Source organism: Flavobacterium soyae (genome assembly GCF_045348165.1).
Classification (GTDB): Bacteria; Bacteroidota; Bacteroidia; order Flavobacteriales; family Flavobacteriaceae; genus Flavobacterium; species Flavobacterium soyae.
Window position 1 is genome coordinate 343468 of the sequence record NZ_CP150845.1, and the last position, 16785, is coordinate 360252.

A 16785-nucleotide genomic window follows, 5' to 3' on the forward strand; every position below is an offset into this window, starting at 1 on the left:
TAAGGAATATTATATATCTCTAAATTGTTTTTGGTGATTCAGCTGCCAAATATCGTTTTTCTTTAGTGATTGCAAAAACAATTCGTTACTATTTCCTTCCCCAAAATCATTATCTGAAACCTGAACTTTGTGAGAACCTATTTTAGAAAGTGCTTCAAGGATGTCTTTTTCTGAATAATTGACATTGATAATATCGGCATGAACGGCTCTGTTTTGCTGACGGGTTCCTATATTTATAATTGGAATTCCATAATAAGGAGCTTCGCGAATTCCGGCACTGCTGTTGCCAATTATAAATTGACTGTTTTTTAATAATGTTAGAAAATATTCGAATCGCAATGATGGAAAAATTCTGAATCTAGTATTCTCTTCCAGTCGTTTAAATTCGTCGATTATAAATTGACTTCCCAAATCATTATTTGGAAAAATAACAATATAGTTACGATTATCTTTCAATAGACAGTCAACAAAAGTAACAGCATATTCTTTCATTGAATTAAATTCTGTCGTAACGGGATGAAACATTACAAGTGCGTAATCATCAAAAGAAATCTGATAGTATTGTTTTGCTGTTTCAAGAAAAGGCAGATTGTTTGAAAACATAATGTCTATATCTGGCGAGCCAATTGTAAAAATAGACTCTTTTACTTCTCCCATTTGCTGCAGCCTTTTTGCAGCCAGTTTATTTGATACAAAATGTATGTGGCTTAGTTTACTAACACTATGACGAATTAATTCATCAACAGTTCCTGAAACTTCGCCGCCTTCAATATGAGCTACCAAAATATTGTTTAAAGATCCTACAATGGCGCCGGCAAGTGTTTCTACTCTGTCTCCGTGCACCACAATCATATCTGGTTTTATGGTTTTGCAGTAATTTGACAAACCTTCAATGGTTTTTGCCAATGTCAAATCCATCGTAGTTTCGTGCGTATGATTTTCGAAAGTAAAAACGTTTTTAAAATTGCAGCGTTCTATTTCGATCAATGTATAGCCATAAATTTCCTGCAGATGCATTCCAGTAACGAAAACAAAAGCTTCAAAATCCTGTTGTTCTTCGAGAGTTTGAATAAGGGATTTTATTTTTCCAAAATCTGCACGGGTGCCGGTAAGAAATAATATTTTTTTTGAAGAATTACTCAAAATCAGTAAAATCTAATTGTTCGTCATTTTCAATATCTCTCGCAGCAGTTTTTCCAATTAAATCATTAAAGTGTTCTGCTAAAATTTTACCAGTTCCCGGGCGTTTAACCCAAATATTTTCTTTAGATAAAATCTCGCCTTTTTTAATTGATTTAATAGCGCAAACAGTAGCAAAAGCAAAATCAATTGTAACTTGTTCTTCTAGAGCTGGTTTTTTAGTTCCGCCTCGCATTAAGGCAATTTCTGCGCTTGAAACAATCAATTCTCCACATGCTTTTTCATCCATACTGCAAACAATATCCGGACCTGTACGCTGCATATGATCTGTAAAATGTCTCTCTAAAATACTTGCCCCAAGAGCGACTGCACCTAAACAAGCATTATTGTTTAAGGTATGATCGCTTAACCCAAATACTTTGTTTGGAAAAGCTTCGTGAAGTTCTGCCATTGCCCCAAAACGAACTAAATGAATTGGTGTTGGGTATAAATTTGTTGTATGCAATAAAGCAACCGGAATATTATATTTATCAAAAATGGCAACCGCTTTTTGAATACTTTCTATTGTATTCATTCCTGTGCTTAAAATTACAGGTTTTCCAAATGAAGCAATGTGCTCTAGCAAAGGATAATTATTACATTCTCCCGAACCAATTTTATAGGCTGGAATATCAAATTTCTTTAATCTTTCGGCAGCTGCTCTTGAAAATGGAGTTGAAATAAAAATCATGCCTTTGCTTTCGACATAATTTTTCAATTCTAATTCTTGAGATTCATTTAGCGAGCATCTTTCCATAATTTCATAAATAGAAACATCTGCATTTCCCGGAATTACTTTTTTTGCTGCTCCAGACATTTCGTCTTCTACAATATGAGTCTGGTGTTTTACTACCTCAACTCCTGCTCTGTATGCTGCATCAACCATTTCTTTTGCTACTTCTAAAGAGCCTTCGTGATTGATTCCGATTTCGGCAATAACTAATGGTGGAAAATCTGGTCCAATTTTACGGCCTGCAATTTCTATGTATGGATTCATTCTTTTAAAATTTATATTTTTCCTTTTTTAATATAAAGGGTTTTTCAAAAAACTTATATGATAAATGTGAAACTAAAATTGTTCCTGCAAATGTAAAAATGTAAAGCACGGAATTAGAAAAAAAATTCAATCTTATAAAACAGTTTATAAAGAAAACAATAACTATTTGATGATACATGTACAAACCATAGGAAATCTCTCCCATTTTAAAAAAGAATCTATTTTCTAAAAGCCTTGCGATATTTGTATTGTGAACCAAATTCAATATAATTATTATAAAAAAAACAGCATTTAGAGAGGTTTTAAAGTAAATTATTTGAAAATCAAAAATTAAACTGATTATCAGTAAAAGAATACTCAAACAAAAAATATAATTGTTTGTTATTACATCTATTACTTTGTTTTTATAAAATAAAAAGTAAGCTCCCAGTGCTCCAAAAGTAAGTGAATCCAATTGAATTGTTTCAATATAGCCACGTATTAATTTTATGTACATAATATGATCCAAAGCAGAATTGTACATAAATATTAACACTAAATTATAAAGCAGAATTATTCCTAAAAAATATCTTTTTAAATGATTTGTTTTACTAATTAATAGTGGCCAGATAAGATAAAATTGTTCTTCAGTTCCTATAGACCAGGTTTGTGTAGCAAAAGGAATGAGCTTAATGACAATTAATACATTGGATAGGAAAAATAAAAACAAAATCAGAATTTTGATAAACTCTGCATTATTTGCATATTCTAACTTTAAATTGGGAATATTAAACATTTCCAGATGAGGCAGAACAAACAATGAAAGTATTACGATCATGAAATATAGCGGCCATATTCTTAAAATTCTTCGGAAATAAAAAAACTTAAAGTTAATTTTCTTGTGTTCATTTTTTTCCTGTAATAATAAAAAGGTGATTAAAAATCCACTTAAAACAAAAAACAACGATACTCCAAGTTTTCCCAAATATTTAATTTCGTGAAAACCATTTTCATATCCAAAAAGAGATTTATTTAATTCAATATGACTAATTATTACCATCAAAGCAGCAATAAACCTTAAACCATTAAGATTGGGAAAATAAATACTATTTTTTTCCATCAATCTTATTATATATAAAGGCTGCATATTCTAAATCTTCCGGAGCATCAATGTCAACATGTGCAAAAATATGATCTACTTCAAATGGAATTGCATTTTCTGAGATAATAATATCTTTTTGTATTAAGGAAACTTTTGAGATATAGAGCAATCCATTTTCAAAAAAAAGCGGTTCTAAATCCTGACTTCTCTGTCCGAAAGTGTAATTAAAAGGCTGGAATTTATTGTTTACAATTTTTCCAAATTTTTGATGATTTCTTGAAATAGTAAATAAACTGTCTGCATCTTCCTTTTTATATTTTTCAAAAGCTTCTCTTAATAAATTTTGTGGTCGAAATGGGTTTGTTGCCTGCAATAAAACTACATTTTCAACATCAGGTCCTATCATTTGTAAAGCATGTTTTAATGCTGAAACTGTTGGTTCTAAATCTCCTGAAATAGAAACGGGACGATCAATAACTTTTGCTCCAAATTGCAAGGCTGTTTTCTTAATTTCTGCATCATCAGTCGAAACGTAAATATCATCTATAATTTCACTGTTTTTCTGTGCATATAATATTGAATGAGCAATTAAAGGAAATTCTCCCAATAACTGAATATTTTTTCCTTCTATACGTTTTGAACCTCCACGCGCTGGAATTATGGCTATTGTTTTCATTGTTTTAATTTTTATTAAGCCGGGTTTTCAATTACAGATGCCGTTTTATTTCTTGTTTTTATTTTATTCTGAATTGGTTTTTCAACATAAATATAAGCTAATGAAGAAGCAATAATTAAAATAACAAGTCTGATAAAAAAAACTAATGTAGGATCTGTTATATGAAAATACTTGTTTACACTATAGGCACTAAACATAGAATAAACTGGATACTGTAAAATATAGATTCCAAAACTAATTTCTCCTAAAAACACAAATAGTTTCTTTTGAAATAATTTTGTAATAATTCCATTGTTTAATGAAATTAAAATTATTAATGAGATAAATAACGGAGCCAGTAATCCATTATGAAAAATTTTACCTACTGAAAATTTTAAAGCCAGAATTGTAAGTCCGGCAAAGGTTAGAATCAAAAAATCGTAGTTTGCTTTTTTAAATTGCAATTTTTTAATAAAGATAAAGCCTGCCAGATTTCCTATCAAAAACTCATTGATATGTAATATGGGATTATACATTATAAAATCTTTTGCTGTCGTAGATGTTTCTGCGTATAAATAATAAAACACCTGAAAAACCAGCTGGCTTAAAATCCAGAATGAAATTATGTATAAAGAAATTGGTTTAATTTTAAACCTATTGAAACATTTATTAAACAGAAAAGGAAAAATAGCATAAAACACAAACTCTACAGATAATGACCATCCGGGTGCATTAACCGATAAAATTTTACCCGGAACCCAGGACTGAATCATCAAAACATTTAAAAATATCCCTGAAAGATCTATTTCATTGGTACGAACCTGCAGCAAAAACATTATAAATATTGCCAAAAGATACAAAGGATAGATTCTGGCAAATCTATTTGTAAAATATTCTTTTGCAGATATATTTGATTTATTGGAGTATGCAATCATCATTACAAATCCGGACAAAATAAAAAAATAGCTCACGCACACATCTGCATTATTGAATATAAAATCTACGATAAAATTATTAAACAAGAAACTTTTTTTGCCATAGTGAAATATAACTATTGAAATTGCGGCTAAAAACCTTGTAAATGTCAACTGGTTTATTCTCATTATTTCGCTGAATTGTTTTGCATTCTAATTTTTGCTGTTTCTATAATATCATTCATTTTGGTATTCCATTTTTCTGAAGAATACAAATCATTTGGTACTTCTGGAGTTTCAAATTTCCCTTCTAAAAAATCATTTACAGCCTGTCCCCATTCTGAAATAAAATGTGGATTTTCTATTAATTTTCCGTATTTCCCGTATTGTAATACTTCTGGAACTCCTCCTAATGCTGATGCAATACAATAATTTCCACAATGTAAAGCCTCAATAAGACTGAGTCCAAATCCTTCCTGGCATAATGTTGGAAATAGATAGCAATCTGAAATTTGATAATACTTTGGCAGTTCGTCATTTGGTATTTTACCCAAAAATATAACTCCATCCATTGTTTCTCTTGGATTACACCCTATGACTAATAATACTATATTTTTTTGCGAAGAATAAATTCTTCTCCAAACGTCCAGAATAACATGCAGTCCTTTTTTTGGCCTATCCTGCGAGCACCAAACGAAAACTTTTTTATCTTTAAAACCTAATTCGGCTTTTAACTTAGTTTTTTCTGAACTCGAAATTTTACTAAATTTTTTAGTATCAATTCCATTTGGCAAAATAGAAATATAATTGGACAGCACATTAATCTTTTTTTTGTGCTCAATATAGCTATCGTTTGTAAGCAAAATGATTTCGTCTATAATGTCATAGAAATTCTGCATTGAATCGCTGTAATCATATGGAGGATAACCATGATAAAAGAATTGAATGTAACATTGTTTATCAATTCCTTTTGATATAAGATAATTTTTGAGAGGCTTTACCATTCCATAATTATCAACGATCTGGATTATATATTTTTCACCAGGATTTATAAATTTATCGAGAGCCTGAAAATATTCAAGATTTTTTTTCTTCAAAAATTTTCGCTGAATTTTATGCCAAAACGTAAAATTGGTGTAACTGTATTTTACGCTGTCATATTTTTTGTCTGACTTAGGACAAACGATGTAATCTATTTTATGATCTTTCTCTAAATAATTATTATAGAGCGTTGTCCAGCTTCCTATTTTTGAAAAAGGCAGCGGCACTTGTGAAAGCAGAATTACTTTAGGAGACTTACTCATTTTTTTGAATATATTTTAATGTCTCACTTTTAGAAAGTCCTTTTATTTTCAGGCAATAATACCATATTTTTTGTCTGGTAAGAATTTTTGAAAATAACTTGTGCTTAACTATAAATCCTATTCTGGAAAATTTAATCTTTTGTAAAAAAATTGGATTGTCTGGAAGAAAATTATTTGGTTTTATTTTTTCTAAAGTTTCTTCCATCCATTTTTCTTCAATATTACCTAAATGGAATGCAAAATTTTCTTCTGTTGAAAGCCGCCACATTCCCTTTTCTACAACCGGAAGATCAAGTAATTTTGCTTCACTATCTCCGCCTAGCATAAAATTCGAATATCTAATTCTGCTGTTTTCAAAAACTTCTTTTCTGTAAGTCGTAATAAAATGCCCGGCTCCAACAACGGCTCTGAAATTATCTTTTGAAACGGTAAGGTACTTTTCGAGGTAAATATCCTGATACATATTTGGATTTTGCACACTTTCTGCAAATGCTTTTAAAGCTGTTGGATTTTTGACTTTCGTAAATCGAAGTGATTTTGAAAATAATAAATCGAACCAAATATTAAATGTATAATTTTTTAAAGATTTTGAAGATGGTGTTGGGCAGACAGCTCCTGTTTTTGGAAATTTTTCAAAAACATTATACGTTTCTTCCTGCCAGTTTTCTAAAAAAAGTACATCGGCATCGCTAATGGTAATAAAAGTAAAATTATGTCCCGAAATACCTTTTATGATGGCATTTAATTTCCCAATATTGGTTGTGTTAATGATTTCGTGTATTTTTCCTGTTTTTTGAAGATCAGTTAAATACTCTGCTGCTTCAATACAGCTTCCGTTATTAACAACTGTAATATATGTTTTTGGGTGAATTGTTTTAAATAAAGATTTGAGACAATATTCCAAAATTTTCAGGCTGTCTTTAAAATAACCTTCGCTGTCAGGTATATAAACAGGAATAACAACCTGATGAAAAAAATCATTTAGTTCTTGTTTTTTATCTTTATTTGGGTTGTAGCCTATTCTCAATTTACCTCTTTATTAAAATAAAAATAAATAATTTTAAATTTTTCCAATTGAAAAACCAGAAAGAATCTAACTTATTTAAAATGCTTAAACTTTTAAAATAGTTTAATTTAAACATCTTTATCTGATTGTGTACCAGTTTTTGGATATATCTGGGATAATCTTTTTTTGAGATAATCCCTTTGTTTTTATATTCCGTTATAAATTCTTTATTGAAGAGATTTAATTTTAAATATTCTTTTTCGTTAATCTTTGAATTGTTTGAAAAATGTATTCGGTATTTTGTGAGTGGTAAATCGACATAATAAAATTTAGTAAAAAACGAGGCCCTATTCCAATATTCGACATCTTCACCAGCTGCAATCATTTTTTCATTAAAAAAGCCTACTTTTTTAATAATTCCTGCCCGAGTAAGAGGATAATCACTAACGGTATAGTTCCCGATCATTTTCATTGATATATCACCATGCTTGTCTTCAATTTTACCTGGCTTACCTACATATCTGTCTAATTCATTATCATTTTCATCAATTAATTTACAATAATGATGTGCTAAACCAAATGACGGATTTTTTTCTAAAACATCAAGAAGTATTTCTATTTTATTAGGTTCCCAAAGATCATCATCGTCTAAAAAAATGATATATTCTCCTTTCGAAATCTTTATACCTTCATTTCTAGGTTTACAAGGGCCGCCGGAGTTTTTGATTTTTAAGTATGTTATAGAATCATATTTCGAACATAACTTTTGATTTTCATCTCCAATCGTTCCGTCATCAACTACTATAATATCTAAATTTTTATAAGTCTGATTAAAAACAGAATCTATAGCTTTTTTTAAATAATAAGCCCTGTTATAAGTTGTAATAATAACCGATACCAAAGGAGAAATGCTCATTTTCTAAAAAGTTTAAATGCTGTGAAACGAATTAATTCAAGAAAATATAGCAGTCTTAGGTTTTTATCAATTTGTATTTTTCGAACGCTCGAAGTGTTTAAAAAATCTCTTTTATGACTCCAGATATAGTATTTAATATAATGATTAATAAATTGGGGGTATTTGTCCGTCTGCTTAAAAAGATTCAAATATTTAGCATTTTCATGATAAATGCTCTCCAATTTATGTTTTTGTAAAAATGTAGATGTTGACCCAACATGCCTTCTAAAATAATTTAGGTTTTTATTTAAAAATGCAAACGAGCTGTTTTCTAATAAATATGACCATAAAAAAATGTCCGAACATTGTTTATTTGTAAAGATAGTATCGGGTATAGTTACGTTTGGTTTTTTAAATACAACTGAACTTCCATTTGTTATGTAAGTATCAAATGGCATTCTTTTAAAGAAAACACTTTTATCTATTACTTTATATTCATTTTTATTAACGTTTAAATCTTTTGTTCTGTTTGATGAATCGTAGGTAATTTTATTGTTCTCAACGTAATGACTGGCAGAAAAAGCCAGAGAAACTTTTTCATTAGATTCTAAAACAGGAATTAATTCTTCCAGAAAAGTTACATCAGAATAATCATCAGTCTCGGCTATCCAGATATATTTTGTTTCGGCAAGTTCGATACCTTTTTTCCAAGAGTTGTAACCGCTTCCTGAATTATTCTCATTTACTATAAAATATTTGATATTAAAATCAGGATTGTTTTTAAGAAACTTTTCAATTATTGCTACGCTGTCATCTGTCGATTTATCATCAATAATAATTGCTTCCCAATCTTTGTATGTTTGATTATAAATAGTTTCTAATCTGTCGATTAAAAATTCGCCATGGTTATAGCTTGGTATAATTATAGAAAGTTTAGCCATTATTTATTTTTGAATCGAAGTATTATTTTAAAAAAAGATCTTGAAACATTTAACAGTCCCATTTTTTTTAGAATCTTTTTAATCATTAAACCTGTTTGATAAGCATTTGAACTTCTAACTTCTTTCAGTCTTTTTTTAACCTCTTCATTTGACTGATAAATTCTTGAAATTAAAGTAAAAGTAAATTTGTAGTATTCATCATTAGTAAGAATAGATTTAAAACTTTTCAGAACCTTTACTTTATTATCATCGATACCCAAAGTTGACATCCTGCTATTAGGGTTAATTCTATAATATGCTAATGGTTGATCTATAAAAGCTGCCTTACATCCTGTTTTAAATAAACTTACCCAGACAACCCAGTCTTCTTGTGCTGACAAATTATCAGGAAAACGAATATTTTTGAACAATAAAGCATCAAAAAAACCACATTGCATTTGAAGAGAAAATGATATGTTCCATTCGTATAAAAATCCGTCAAGATTAAAATATACAGGATCTAAAATGCAAAATGGAGGAGATGAAGCTTTTACATCGTTCGTAAACATTCTAAAATTAGATATGACGATTTGTATCTTTTTATTTAACTCCAGTTCTTTTATTGACAATTCTAGTTTTCTAGAATCTAAAACATCATCACAATCTAAAAACTGAATATATTGTCCATTTGCATTTTCTAATCCTAAATTTCTTGTACTGCTGACTCCACCGTTCTCTTTAAAAAAATAGGCAAAACGGGAATCTTTATCAACAAAGCATTTTGCTACTTCAGCCGTATTATCGGTACTTCCGTCATCAATAATTAAACATTCCCAATTCGTAAAAGTTTGATTATATATTGAATCGAGCGCCTCAGTTAAATACTGACTCTGATTATAGCAGGGAACAATTATAGAAACTAACGGATCCATTTAATTATTTATCAATTGGTAAAAAAAAGCATCATATTGTGCCGCAATAGTACTGGCTTTAAATTTATCTTTCTTTTCCAGATACTCTTTAGTTTTAAAAAAAGCTTTTTGATCTAAAGCCATTGCAGCATCAATCACTTCTTCATAATTTTTCTTTTGCAAATCTAGTAATGGAAAATTAAAATAATCTGCCGTTTCTGTCAAATTTCCCACTTTTGGAATTATCATTGGTTTATCAAAACTCAACCCCAAATACAGATTTCCTGAATTTAAATTTTTTAATCTCGGAATAACAACTAGTGATGAATTCTTAACTAAATCAACCATATAGTTATAATCTATAAATTTAAAATTAAAAAAATATTGTTCTTTTCGAAGTGGAAAGCAAAACAAAAACTCTTCAACTCTTCTGTATATATTTCTAAAACGGTATGGGAAAAATTTTGGCAGTTTCATAAATACAAACATATTAGGAACAATCAAAAACTTATTTTTGTGCGGAATTTTATTAAAAACTTTAAAGATAAGTTTTACTTCTTCCATTGATCTTATATCTCCAATTACTGAAACAACATATTTATCTTTTAAATTTAATTGAAATTTTTCCTGAAAATCTGCAATCGCAAAATCTGCAATTAAACTATCATACAAAGGATGATAAATAACTGTATGCTGACAATTGACAGAAAAAAGATGTTTGTATTTTTCTAACGAATAATTCCCTAAATGAATCACTCCATCTGCATGTTTTTGTACTAATCTAAATAAATCTGCAAACTTATTTTCTTCGTCGTAATGCGATTTGATATCGTTTAAAGTGTAAATTATTTTTGAATGCCTTTTCCAGTCTAAAATTTTTTGTTCAAGATCATTTAACTGTTCATCTGTTGGAACGATCCAATTGAAAATAGCTTCCGGAAAATGAATATTTACAATTTTATAAGTGTTTTTATAACTATTAAAATCGCTAAAAATAAAATTACAATCTGAAAAACAAATAATTTCATCAAGGTAAATATTTCTATCCTTTAAGTGCGGTACAAATACTTCCATAAATTTTTTATTTTTTTTCTCTTAATACGGTCAAAAATAAACTCTAGAATGATTATATCTGCTAATTTAAATCTGAACTTGAAAAATTCTTTTCTTAAAATTCTAATTTTTACAAAATCTGAAATATTACCAAAAAAATTAATTAGCTGTGCATGTGTATAATCTTTTAGTCTTTTACGTTCAATGTTAAAATTGATCTGTAGAAAATACATAAACAAAAAAAGACTTTTTATTTTTAACTGAATGTTTTTCTCTGTAGCTACAACAGAAGATATATTACTCTGGCTAAGTCTCCAATACACTAAGGCATTCTTTATATAAAAAACTCCAGTGTTTTTGCTAAATACCAGCCATGTAGCATAATCCGAGAACCATGCAAGCGGGAATTCTACAAATCCATTGTTTCGATTATAAACATTTCGACTAAAAATGAATTCGCTGGCGGTTATGGTTTCCTTCATTAAAAGCATCTGATCTAGTAATTTTTGAGATGTTTCATGAACTTCATGATCAAATAACTGGCTTTTTAAGTCTCCATTCTCATCAATAACGTTAAGATTAAATCTAATTAGATCAATTTCTTTATCATTTGATTCGATAAAATTGTAAAACTCTTCGACGACATTATTTCCTAAAATGTCATCGTCTCCTAAGAGCATTAACCATTTTTCGTTTTTCGAAAGTTCTATGCAGCGTTCCCATTGCTGAATTAATGAAATACTTCCTAAATTAGATTCAAAATTATGGTATACTAAATCTATTTTTTGTTTGTATTTTTCTATTATATCTGAGCAATCTTCCGGGCTCGCGTCATTACCTATATAAACTTTAAACTCTTTATTAGTCTGATTGGCAAGCGACGACAATGTTTCTTCAAAAAACTCAAGCTTGAAATAAGGAATAATTATTGCCAGCATTTTTTAAATCAATTTTATAAATTCTCTTAAAAAATAATTATGAAACTTATTTTTTGGGTGTTTTAAAAAAAACTTAAACCAAATACGAAATGCCAAATACGGTCTTTTGTATGTAAAAGCCAGATAAATCATTTTTTTTAAGTTTTCAAAATCGATACTTTCTAATTCATCCTTACTTAAATTATTCTCTACTGTAAGCGGTAAAATTTTGTTATAATAATTATGTATTTTCAATGTCGATTTAACCCAATTTGCATCTACTTGTCCTTCTGAAAAATGCTCTAATAAAATTTGATTCGTTACAACTATTTTTTTACCACACTTTTTAACCTTAAATGAGATATCTAAATCGTAGTTATGAAAACCTTTAAACTTTTCAGAAAAAGATATTTTTTCTTTTTTAGGCATTGCCATAAAAACACCATCAACAGCAACAACTTCTTCGACAGAATTATCTCTCCAGCCCATATTCCAGTGTTCGGTTTTTCCTGAATTAAGATGCTGCATTATATTCATTACTCTGTATTCTTCAGGACAATCCCACCATCCAGATATCATTTTGCCTTTAACTTTTGTTCCGGCTATACCAATTAATCCAATTTCGGCATCAGATTGAAAAATAGATATTACTGCTTTTCCCCAGCCTTTTGTATGAAATCTGATATCATCATGAATGAAACATAAATAAGTTCCCTTGCTTTTTTTAATTCCGAGATTGTAGGCTTCAAAAATAGAGTGTTTGTTTTCTGAATTATCAATTATAATTAATTCATAAGCAGAGTCTACTGTTTCTGTGATATTATTAAAAAATATCGGGTCAATTTGAGTACTTCTGGAACAAATAATAATAGATATCATCTTTGCTTTTTGAATTTATCTTTTATTTTTTTTAATAACAGATAAAATATTGTTTTAAAAGAAAAAGAAGTGTGCAGGTTTTTAAAGGCATTCTGTAATTCTAAATTTTTATTATACATTTCAAAAATTGAATTGTAACCATACGCTTGAATATGTTTTTTTAAAATATATTCAAGCATTTCCTGATTCTTAATTTCGTTATTGTCAATTATTGTACTTCTGGAATTTTCTTTGATTCTATAAAAAAGAAAGCTGTTTTCTAATTTGGCTGCCTTTCCTCCTTTTTTCAGCATATTGATCCAAAGTTCCCAATCTTCAAAACCAAATTTCATATTCTCATCATATCCTCCGGCAATAACAAAGTCACTTTTCCTGAATAATCCGCAACAGTGAATTTTGTTATATTGAAGTAAGTCCTGAACGACAACTTCGTTTTGCAGAGAAAATTCTTCGTCTTTTTCTCCAAAGAAAAATGCACGTCCAAATACTATTTTTGAATTTGTAATGTCTATGTTTTTTACAGATTCGTGCAAATAATTATCACTAATATAGTCATCTGCATCTAATGGCAGTAAATAAGTCCCTTTTGCAATATCTGCTCCTAAGTTTCGTGCATGGCAAACGCCGCGGTTTTCTGTAAATAAATATTTAAATCTGCTGTCTTTTTCAATCCATTTTTTTGCAGCTTCCTCACTATTATCACTACTCCCATCGTTAACGATAATACATTCCCAGCTCGCATAACTTTGGTTTAGTACTGACTGCAAACATTGATCAAGGAATTGACCTTGATTGAAACAGGGAATAATTATAGATACTGTTGGACTCAATTAGATTGCTTTTATTATTATTTTTTTAAATTTATCAATACTAATAAAACGACCCAATATAAAAGTTATTTTTACAGGAAATTTATTAAAATTAAAATGATTTAAAATTATTTGAAGCTGGCTAATATTTGAAGCTGCTAAATACAATTGAATCCATCTTATAATCCAACTTTTAATAAAAGGGACAGCCTTTATACGTTTGACTTCATCGATAGTGAAATTTTTCATCAAAAGTTCTAATACAGCATTTGTTGCTAATCTGTCTGATGCGGTTGAGGAGTTCTCCTGAAATCGATAAATAGAAAGAGGAATATTAATGGCTTTAAATTTACAATTGTTTTTTAAAAGCCTCAGCCATAAATCATAGTCTTCTGCGGGAACACATTTTTCATCAAAAGACCCAACTTTTTCAAGTACTGCTTTTTTTACCAATACTGTAAGAATTGGGATTTTATTCATTTTCAGGAAATCACAAATTGAAGTAGGTCCAAAATATTCACCATTCTGAACTCTCATTTTCTCTAATGTTAGATCAGACACATCTATTTGTTCCTGACCTGAATAATAAGAATCTGTAAATATTAAATCGTAAATATTTAAGTCAAAATGAGATAGACTTAACTCTAATTTATTTGGCAGCCATAAATCATCGGCATCTAGAAAAGCAATAATATCTCCCTTCGCAATTTGAATTCCGTTGTTTCTTGCCTTAGCTTGTTTAGCATTATTTTGATAGATATATTTAATTCTGTTATCTGTATCTAAATATTTTTTGCAGATTTTTGCAGTATCGTCTATCGAGCCATCATCAACAATAATTAGTTCCCAATTAGTATAAGTTTGATTTAAAACAGTATCTATACTTGCCTGAATATATTTAGCGACATTATACGCGGGCATAATAATGCTGACCAAATTATTATTTTCCATTTTTTAATTTATTAACGACTAATTTCAAGCTTTTTTTAAAACCAAAACAAACAGCAAAATCCCAGATTAAATTTAAATAATCGAAGGAATAGCGATTAGGGCAAAATTTTATTGATTCCTTAAGAAGATGATTTCTAATACTTCGTATGTTGTCATTATCACAATCTGGCACTTTAAGAATAATCTCTTTTAAGTTAAGGTAACTATAGAACTTTTGCTTATAAATTGAAGCGCCTGAAAATATACCTCCTCCATGTACTCTATATGCACTTGAATAAAAATCCATTAACATTCCATTTCCTTTGCTTAAACAAAGTGCATAAATGCTATTATCCTTGCTATGTTTTAATTTTCTTAATATTGTAAAATCCAGCATATTTCTTCTTAGTACAGCTGTCAATGTGTATGTACAGTAAGGGGCAAAAATGTTATTTAAATCAATATGAAAATTTTTATCTTTTTCAATATGAGAAATCCAATCTGGCTTTTCTAATGGTAATAAATTTTGTGATTCTTGTTTTATTAAATATTTTGTCCAGCAAATCGAATAATTTGTATTATTTTCCAGAAAATCAACCTGTTTTTGCAGCTTATGCGGATCTGTCCAATAATCATCTCCTTCACAAAATGCAATATATTTACCTAAACATTGATCTAAAGCATAAAGTCCATTAGCTTTCATACCAATATTTTTTTTATGCCTGTGATACTTGATTCTAAATGCCTGAGGATGATTGTTTAAAATTGATTCTACAACTTCTGGAGTTTTGTCAGGAGAACAATCATCTGCAATAAACAATTCAAAATCAAAATTAGTTTCTTGCATTAAAACGCTCTCTATAGCTTGTTTAATGTAAAGCTCATGTCCGTAAGTAATCATATGAACGGATACTTTTATCTTAACGTCCATGTCAATAATTAAAGTTTAATTTGTATTGTAGTATCATTTTAATTTAAAATATCAGCTTATGCTTTAAATTTTTAACCTGCTGATTATTACTAATCTTATTTGAGAAAAATTATCGAAGATAAAATTTAATTATTTTTAATTGTCCATTCAAATTTAGGCTTAATATAACCCGGTTCTCTTCCCATATAGACTCCTAAATCCCGGCTTCCATCAACTATTGTAAATGACATTATATCATTCTCAATAAATATGGCCTCTCTTCTATCTTTTACAAAAAATAAGGATAAGAAGTATTGCCCAGATTGAAAAAATGAAGCTGGAAAAATGCACACTAATTCATTTTTTCCATAATTTAATGCATACTCTTCATTACCATTAGAAAAAGAAAAAAGAGCTTCACCCATTTCATTATATAGATGGTACGTTAAATGATAATTTTTATTTAACTGATCTTTTAAAATTATAGTTGTATTTAATTCTATAGCATTATTTTCAGAAAGAGGGTCATAAATAGTTTTTCCCTGACTATTTATCGAAATCTTTTCCAGTTTAAATTCTTCAGTTTCATGATCACTACCAAATATTTTTTGGTTTACTATTTCAGAATCTCCACTTAAATAATAACTCACGGCATGCTCAATATTTCCATCAAACTTTACCTTTCCATTTTCTAAAACAATTCCTCTATGACATAAACTTTTTACTGCGGCCATATTATGACTCACAAACAAAACTGTTCTTCCTTGCCCTTTAGAAATATCTTGCATTTTTCCAATAGCTTTTTTCTGAAACTCAGCATCACCTACTGCTAAAACCTCATCTATAACCAAAATTTCTGGTTCCAGAAAAGCTGCTACAGCAAATGCAAGACGAACGGTCATTCCGCTGCTATATCTTTTTACAGGAGTATCGATATAACGTTCACAGCCAGAGAAGTCAATAATTTCATCCAGTTTAGAAGCAATTTCTTTTTTTGTCATTCCCAGAATAGCACCGTTTAAAAATATATTTTCACGGCCAGTCATTTCCCCATGAAATCCGGTTCCAACTTCTAATAAAGAGGCAATTCTTCCACGAGATTTTATACTTCCGGTTGTTGGCGCGGTTACTTTTGAAAGTATTTTTAAAAGTGTTGATTTTCCGGCACCATTTTTACCAATGATTCCTAAAACCTCTCCACGTTCTACTTCAAAATTAATATCCTGAATAGCCCAGACATATTCTGAAGTACCTTTTGTCGAACGATCATTAGTTTCACCAATTTTTAAATATGGATTTTCTTTTCCGCGTATTTCATGCCACCATCTGTTTAAATCGTGACTTAATGTCCCTGTTCCTACTTGTCCTAAACGATATTGTTTAGAGATATTTTCGACTTTTAAAATAATATCTTTTTTCAATTAT

The 16785-nt window shown here is 29.3% G+C and carries 17 protein-coding genes; all 17 read right to left on the reverse strand.

What is annotated here, in order from left to right; translation table 11 throughout:
* Positions 1–9 precede the first annotated feature (9 nt).
* Positions 10–1143, reverse strand: a complete 1134-nt coding sequence (gene neuC, locus AABD74_RS01565; protein WP_406844483.1) for a UDP-N-acetylglucosamine 2-epimerase — start codon at positions 1141–1143, stop codon at positions 10–12.
* A complete protein-coding gene (gene neuB, locus AABD74_RS01570) occupies positions 1136–2176 on the reverse strand; it encodes an N-acetylneuraminate synthase (protein ID WP_406844484.1) in 1041 nt (346 codons plus the stop codon). The genes neuC and neuB overlap by 8 nt, the downstream gene beginning before the upstream one ends.
* Before the next feature lie 4 nt (positions 2177–2180).
* Positions 2181–3275, reverse strand: coding sequence for an acyltransferase family protein (locus tag AABD74_RS01575; RefSeq protein WP_406844485.1), 1095 nt, complete (start codon positions 3273–3275; stop codon positions 2181–2183).
* The gene (locus AABD74_RS01580; protein ID WP_406844486.1) at positions 3262–3933 is read right to left on the reverse strand and encodes a cytidylyltransferase domain-containing protein; all 672 of its coding nucleotides are present in this window, start codon (positions 3931–3933) and stop codon (positions 3262–3264) included. Before AABD74_RS01580 ends, AABD74_RS01575 begins: the two co-directional genes overlap by 14 nt.
* 14 nt (positions 3934–3947) lie before the next feature.
* Positions 3948–5015, reverse strand: a complete 1068-nt coding sequence (locus tag AABD74_RS01585; protein ID WP_406844487.1) for an acyltransferase family protein — start codon at positions 5013–5015, stop codon at positions 3948–3950.
* Positions 5015–6130 (reverse strand): glycosyltransferase family 4 protein, encoded by a 1116-nt coding sequence (locus tag AABD74_RS01590; RefSeq protein WP_406844488.1) that lies wholly within the window; start codon positions 6128–6130, stop codon positions 5015–5017. Before AABD74_RS01590 ends, AABD74_RS01585 begins: the two co-directional genes overlap by 1 nt.
* Positions 6123–7157: a glycosyltransferase family A protein gene (locus tag AABD74_RS01595; protein ID WP_406844489.1), complete on the reverse strand. Its 1035-nt coding sequence runs from the start codon at positions 7155–7157 to the stop codon at positions 6123–6125. The genes AABD74_RS01590 and AABD74_RS01595 overlap by 8 nt, the downstream gene beginning before the upstream one ends.
* A 1-nt stretch (position 7158) precedes the next feature.
* Complete coding sequence (locus AABD74_RS01600; RefSeq protein ID WP_406844490.1) at positions 7159–8052, reverse strand: glycosyltransferase family 2 protein; 894 nt, start codon at positions 8050–8052, stop codon at positions 7159–7161.
* On the reverse strand, positions 8049–8972 hold the full coding sequence (locus AABD74_RS01605; RefSeq protein ID WP_406844491.1) for a glycosyltransferase family 2 protein: 924 nt from the start codon (positions 8970–8972) through the stop codon (positions 8049–8051). The genes AABD74_RS01600 and AABD74_RS01605 overlap by 4 nt, the downstream gene beginning before the upstream one ends.
* The gene (locus AABD74_RS01610; protein WP_232680792.1) at positions 8972–9883 is read right to left on the reverse strand and encodes a glycosyltransferase family 2 protein; all 912 of its coding nucleotides are present in this window, start codon (positions 9881–9883) and stop codon (positions 8972–8974) included. The genes AABD74_RS01605 and AABD74_RS01610 overlap by 1 nt, the downstream gene beginning before the upstream one ends.
* Positions 9884–10936, reverse strand: coding sequence for a hypothetical protein (locus tag AABD74_RS01615; RefSeq protein WP_406844492.1), 1053 nt, complete (start codon positions 10934–10936; stop codon positions 9884–9886).
* On the reverse strand, positions 10912–11853 hold the full coding sequence (locus tag AABD74_RS01620) for a glycosyltransferase (RefSeq protein ID WP_232680790.1): 942 nt from the start codon (positions 11851–11853) through the stop codon (positions 10912–10914). The genes AABD74_RS01615 and AABD74_RS01620 overlap by 25 nt, the downstream gene beginning before the upstream one ends.
* A 3-nt stretch (positions 11854–11856) precedes the next feature.
* A complete protein-coding gene (locus tag AABD74_RS01625) occupies positions 11857–12711 on the reverse strand; it encodes a glycosyltransferase (protein ID WP_232680789.1) in 855 nt (284 codons plus the stop codon).
* Entirely contained in the window at positions 12708–13541 is an 834-nt protein-coding gene (locus AABD74_RS01630; RefSeq protein ID WP_406844493.1) for a glycosyltransferase family 2 protein, read from the reverse strand. Before AABD74_RS01630 ends, AABD74_RS01625 begins: the two co-directional genes overlap by 4 nt.
* The gene (locus tag AABD74_RS01635) at positions 13542–14471 is read right to left on the reverse strand and encodes a glycosyltransferase (protein ID WP_232680786.1); all 930 of its coding nucleotides are present in this window, start codon (positions 14469–14471) and stop codon (positions 13542–13544) included.
* The gene (locus AABD74_RS01640; RefSeq protein ID WP_406844494.1) at positions 14461–15351 is read right to left on the reverse strand and encodes a glycosyltransferase; all 891 of its coding nucleotides are present in this window, start codon (positions 15349–15351) and stop codon (positions 14461–14463) included. Before AABD74_RS01640 ends, AABD74_RS01635 begins: the two co-directional genes overlap by 11 nt.
* A gap of 155 nt (positions 15352–15506) precedes the next feature.
* On the reverse strand, positions 15507–16781 hold the full coding sequence (locus AABD74_RS01645) for a polysaccharide ABC transporter ATP-binding protein (RefSeq protein WP_406844495.1): 1275 nt from the start codon (positions 16779–16781) through the stop codon (positions 15507–15509).
* Between the last annotated feature and the right edge of the window lie 4 nt (positions 16782–16785).

Coding starts and splice junctions, on each gene's coding strand:
- AABD74_RS01625 (WP_232680789.1), bottom strand. CDS start 12,711: ATGATATCTATTATTATTTGTTCCAGAAGTACTCAAATTGACCCGATA.
- AABD74_RS01605 (WP_406844491.1), bottom strand. CDS start 8,972: ATGGCTAAACTTTCTATAATTATACCAAGCTATAACCATGGCGAATTT.
- AABD74_RS01620 (WP_232680790.1), bottom strand. CDS start 11,853: ATGCTGGCAATAATTATTCCTTATTTCAAGCTTGAGTTTTTTGAAGAA.
- AABD74_RS01585 (WP_406844487.1), bottom strand. CDS start 5,015: ATGAGAATAAACCAGTTGACATTTACAAGGTTTTTAGCCGCAATTTCA.
- AABD74_RS01640 (WP_406844494.1), bottom strand. CDS start 15,351: ATGATTACTTACGGACATGAGCTTTACATTAAACAAGCTATAGAGAGC.
- AABD74_RS01635 (WP_232680786.1), bottom strand. CDS start 14,471: ATGGAAAATAATAATTTGGTCAGCATTATTATGCCCGCGTATAATGTC.
- AABD74_RS01575 (WP_406844485.1), bottom strand. CDS start 3,275: ATGGAAAAAAATAGTATTTATTTTCCCAATCTTAATGGTTTAAGGTTT.
- AABD74_RS01610 (WP_232680792.1), bottom strand. CDS start 9,883: ATGGATCCGTTAGTTTCTATAATTGTTCCCTGCTATAATCAGAGTCAG.
- AABD74_RS01580 (WP_406844486.1), bottom strand. CDS start 3,933: ATGAAAACAATAGCCATAATTCCAGCGCGTGGAGGTTCAAAACGTATA.
- AABD74_RS01600 (WP_406844490.1), bottom strand. CDS start 8,052: ATGAGCATTTCTCCTTTGGTATCGGTTATTATTACAACTTATAACAGG.
- AABD74_RS01590 (WP_406844488.1), bottom strand. CDS start 6,130: ATGAGTAAGTCTCCTAAAGTAATTCTGCTTTCACAAGTGCCGCTGCCT.
- neuB (WP_406844484.1), bottom strand. CDS start 2,176: ATGAATCCATACATAGAAATTGCAGGCCGTAAAATTGGACCAGATTTT.
- AABD74_RS01615 (WP_406844492.1), bottom strand. CDS start 10,936: ATGGAAGTATTTGTACCGCACTTAAAGGATAGAAATATTTACCTTGAT.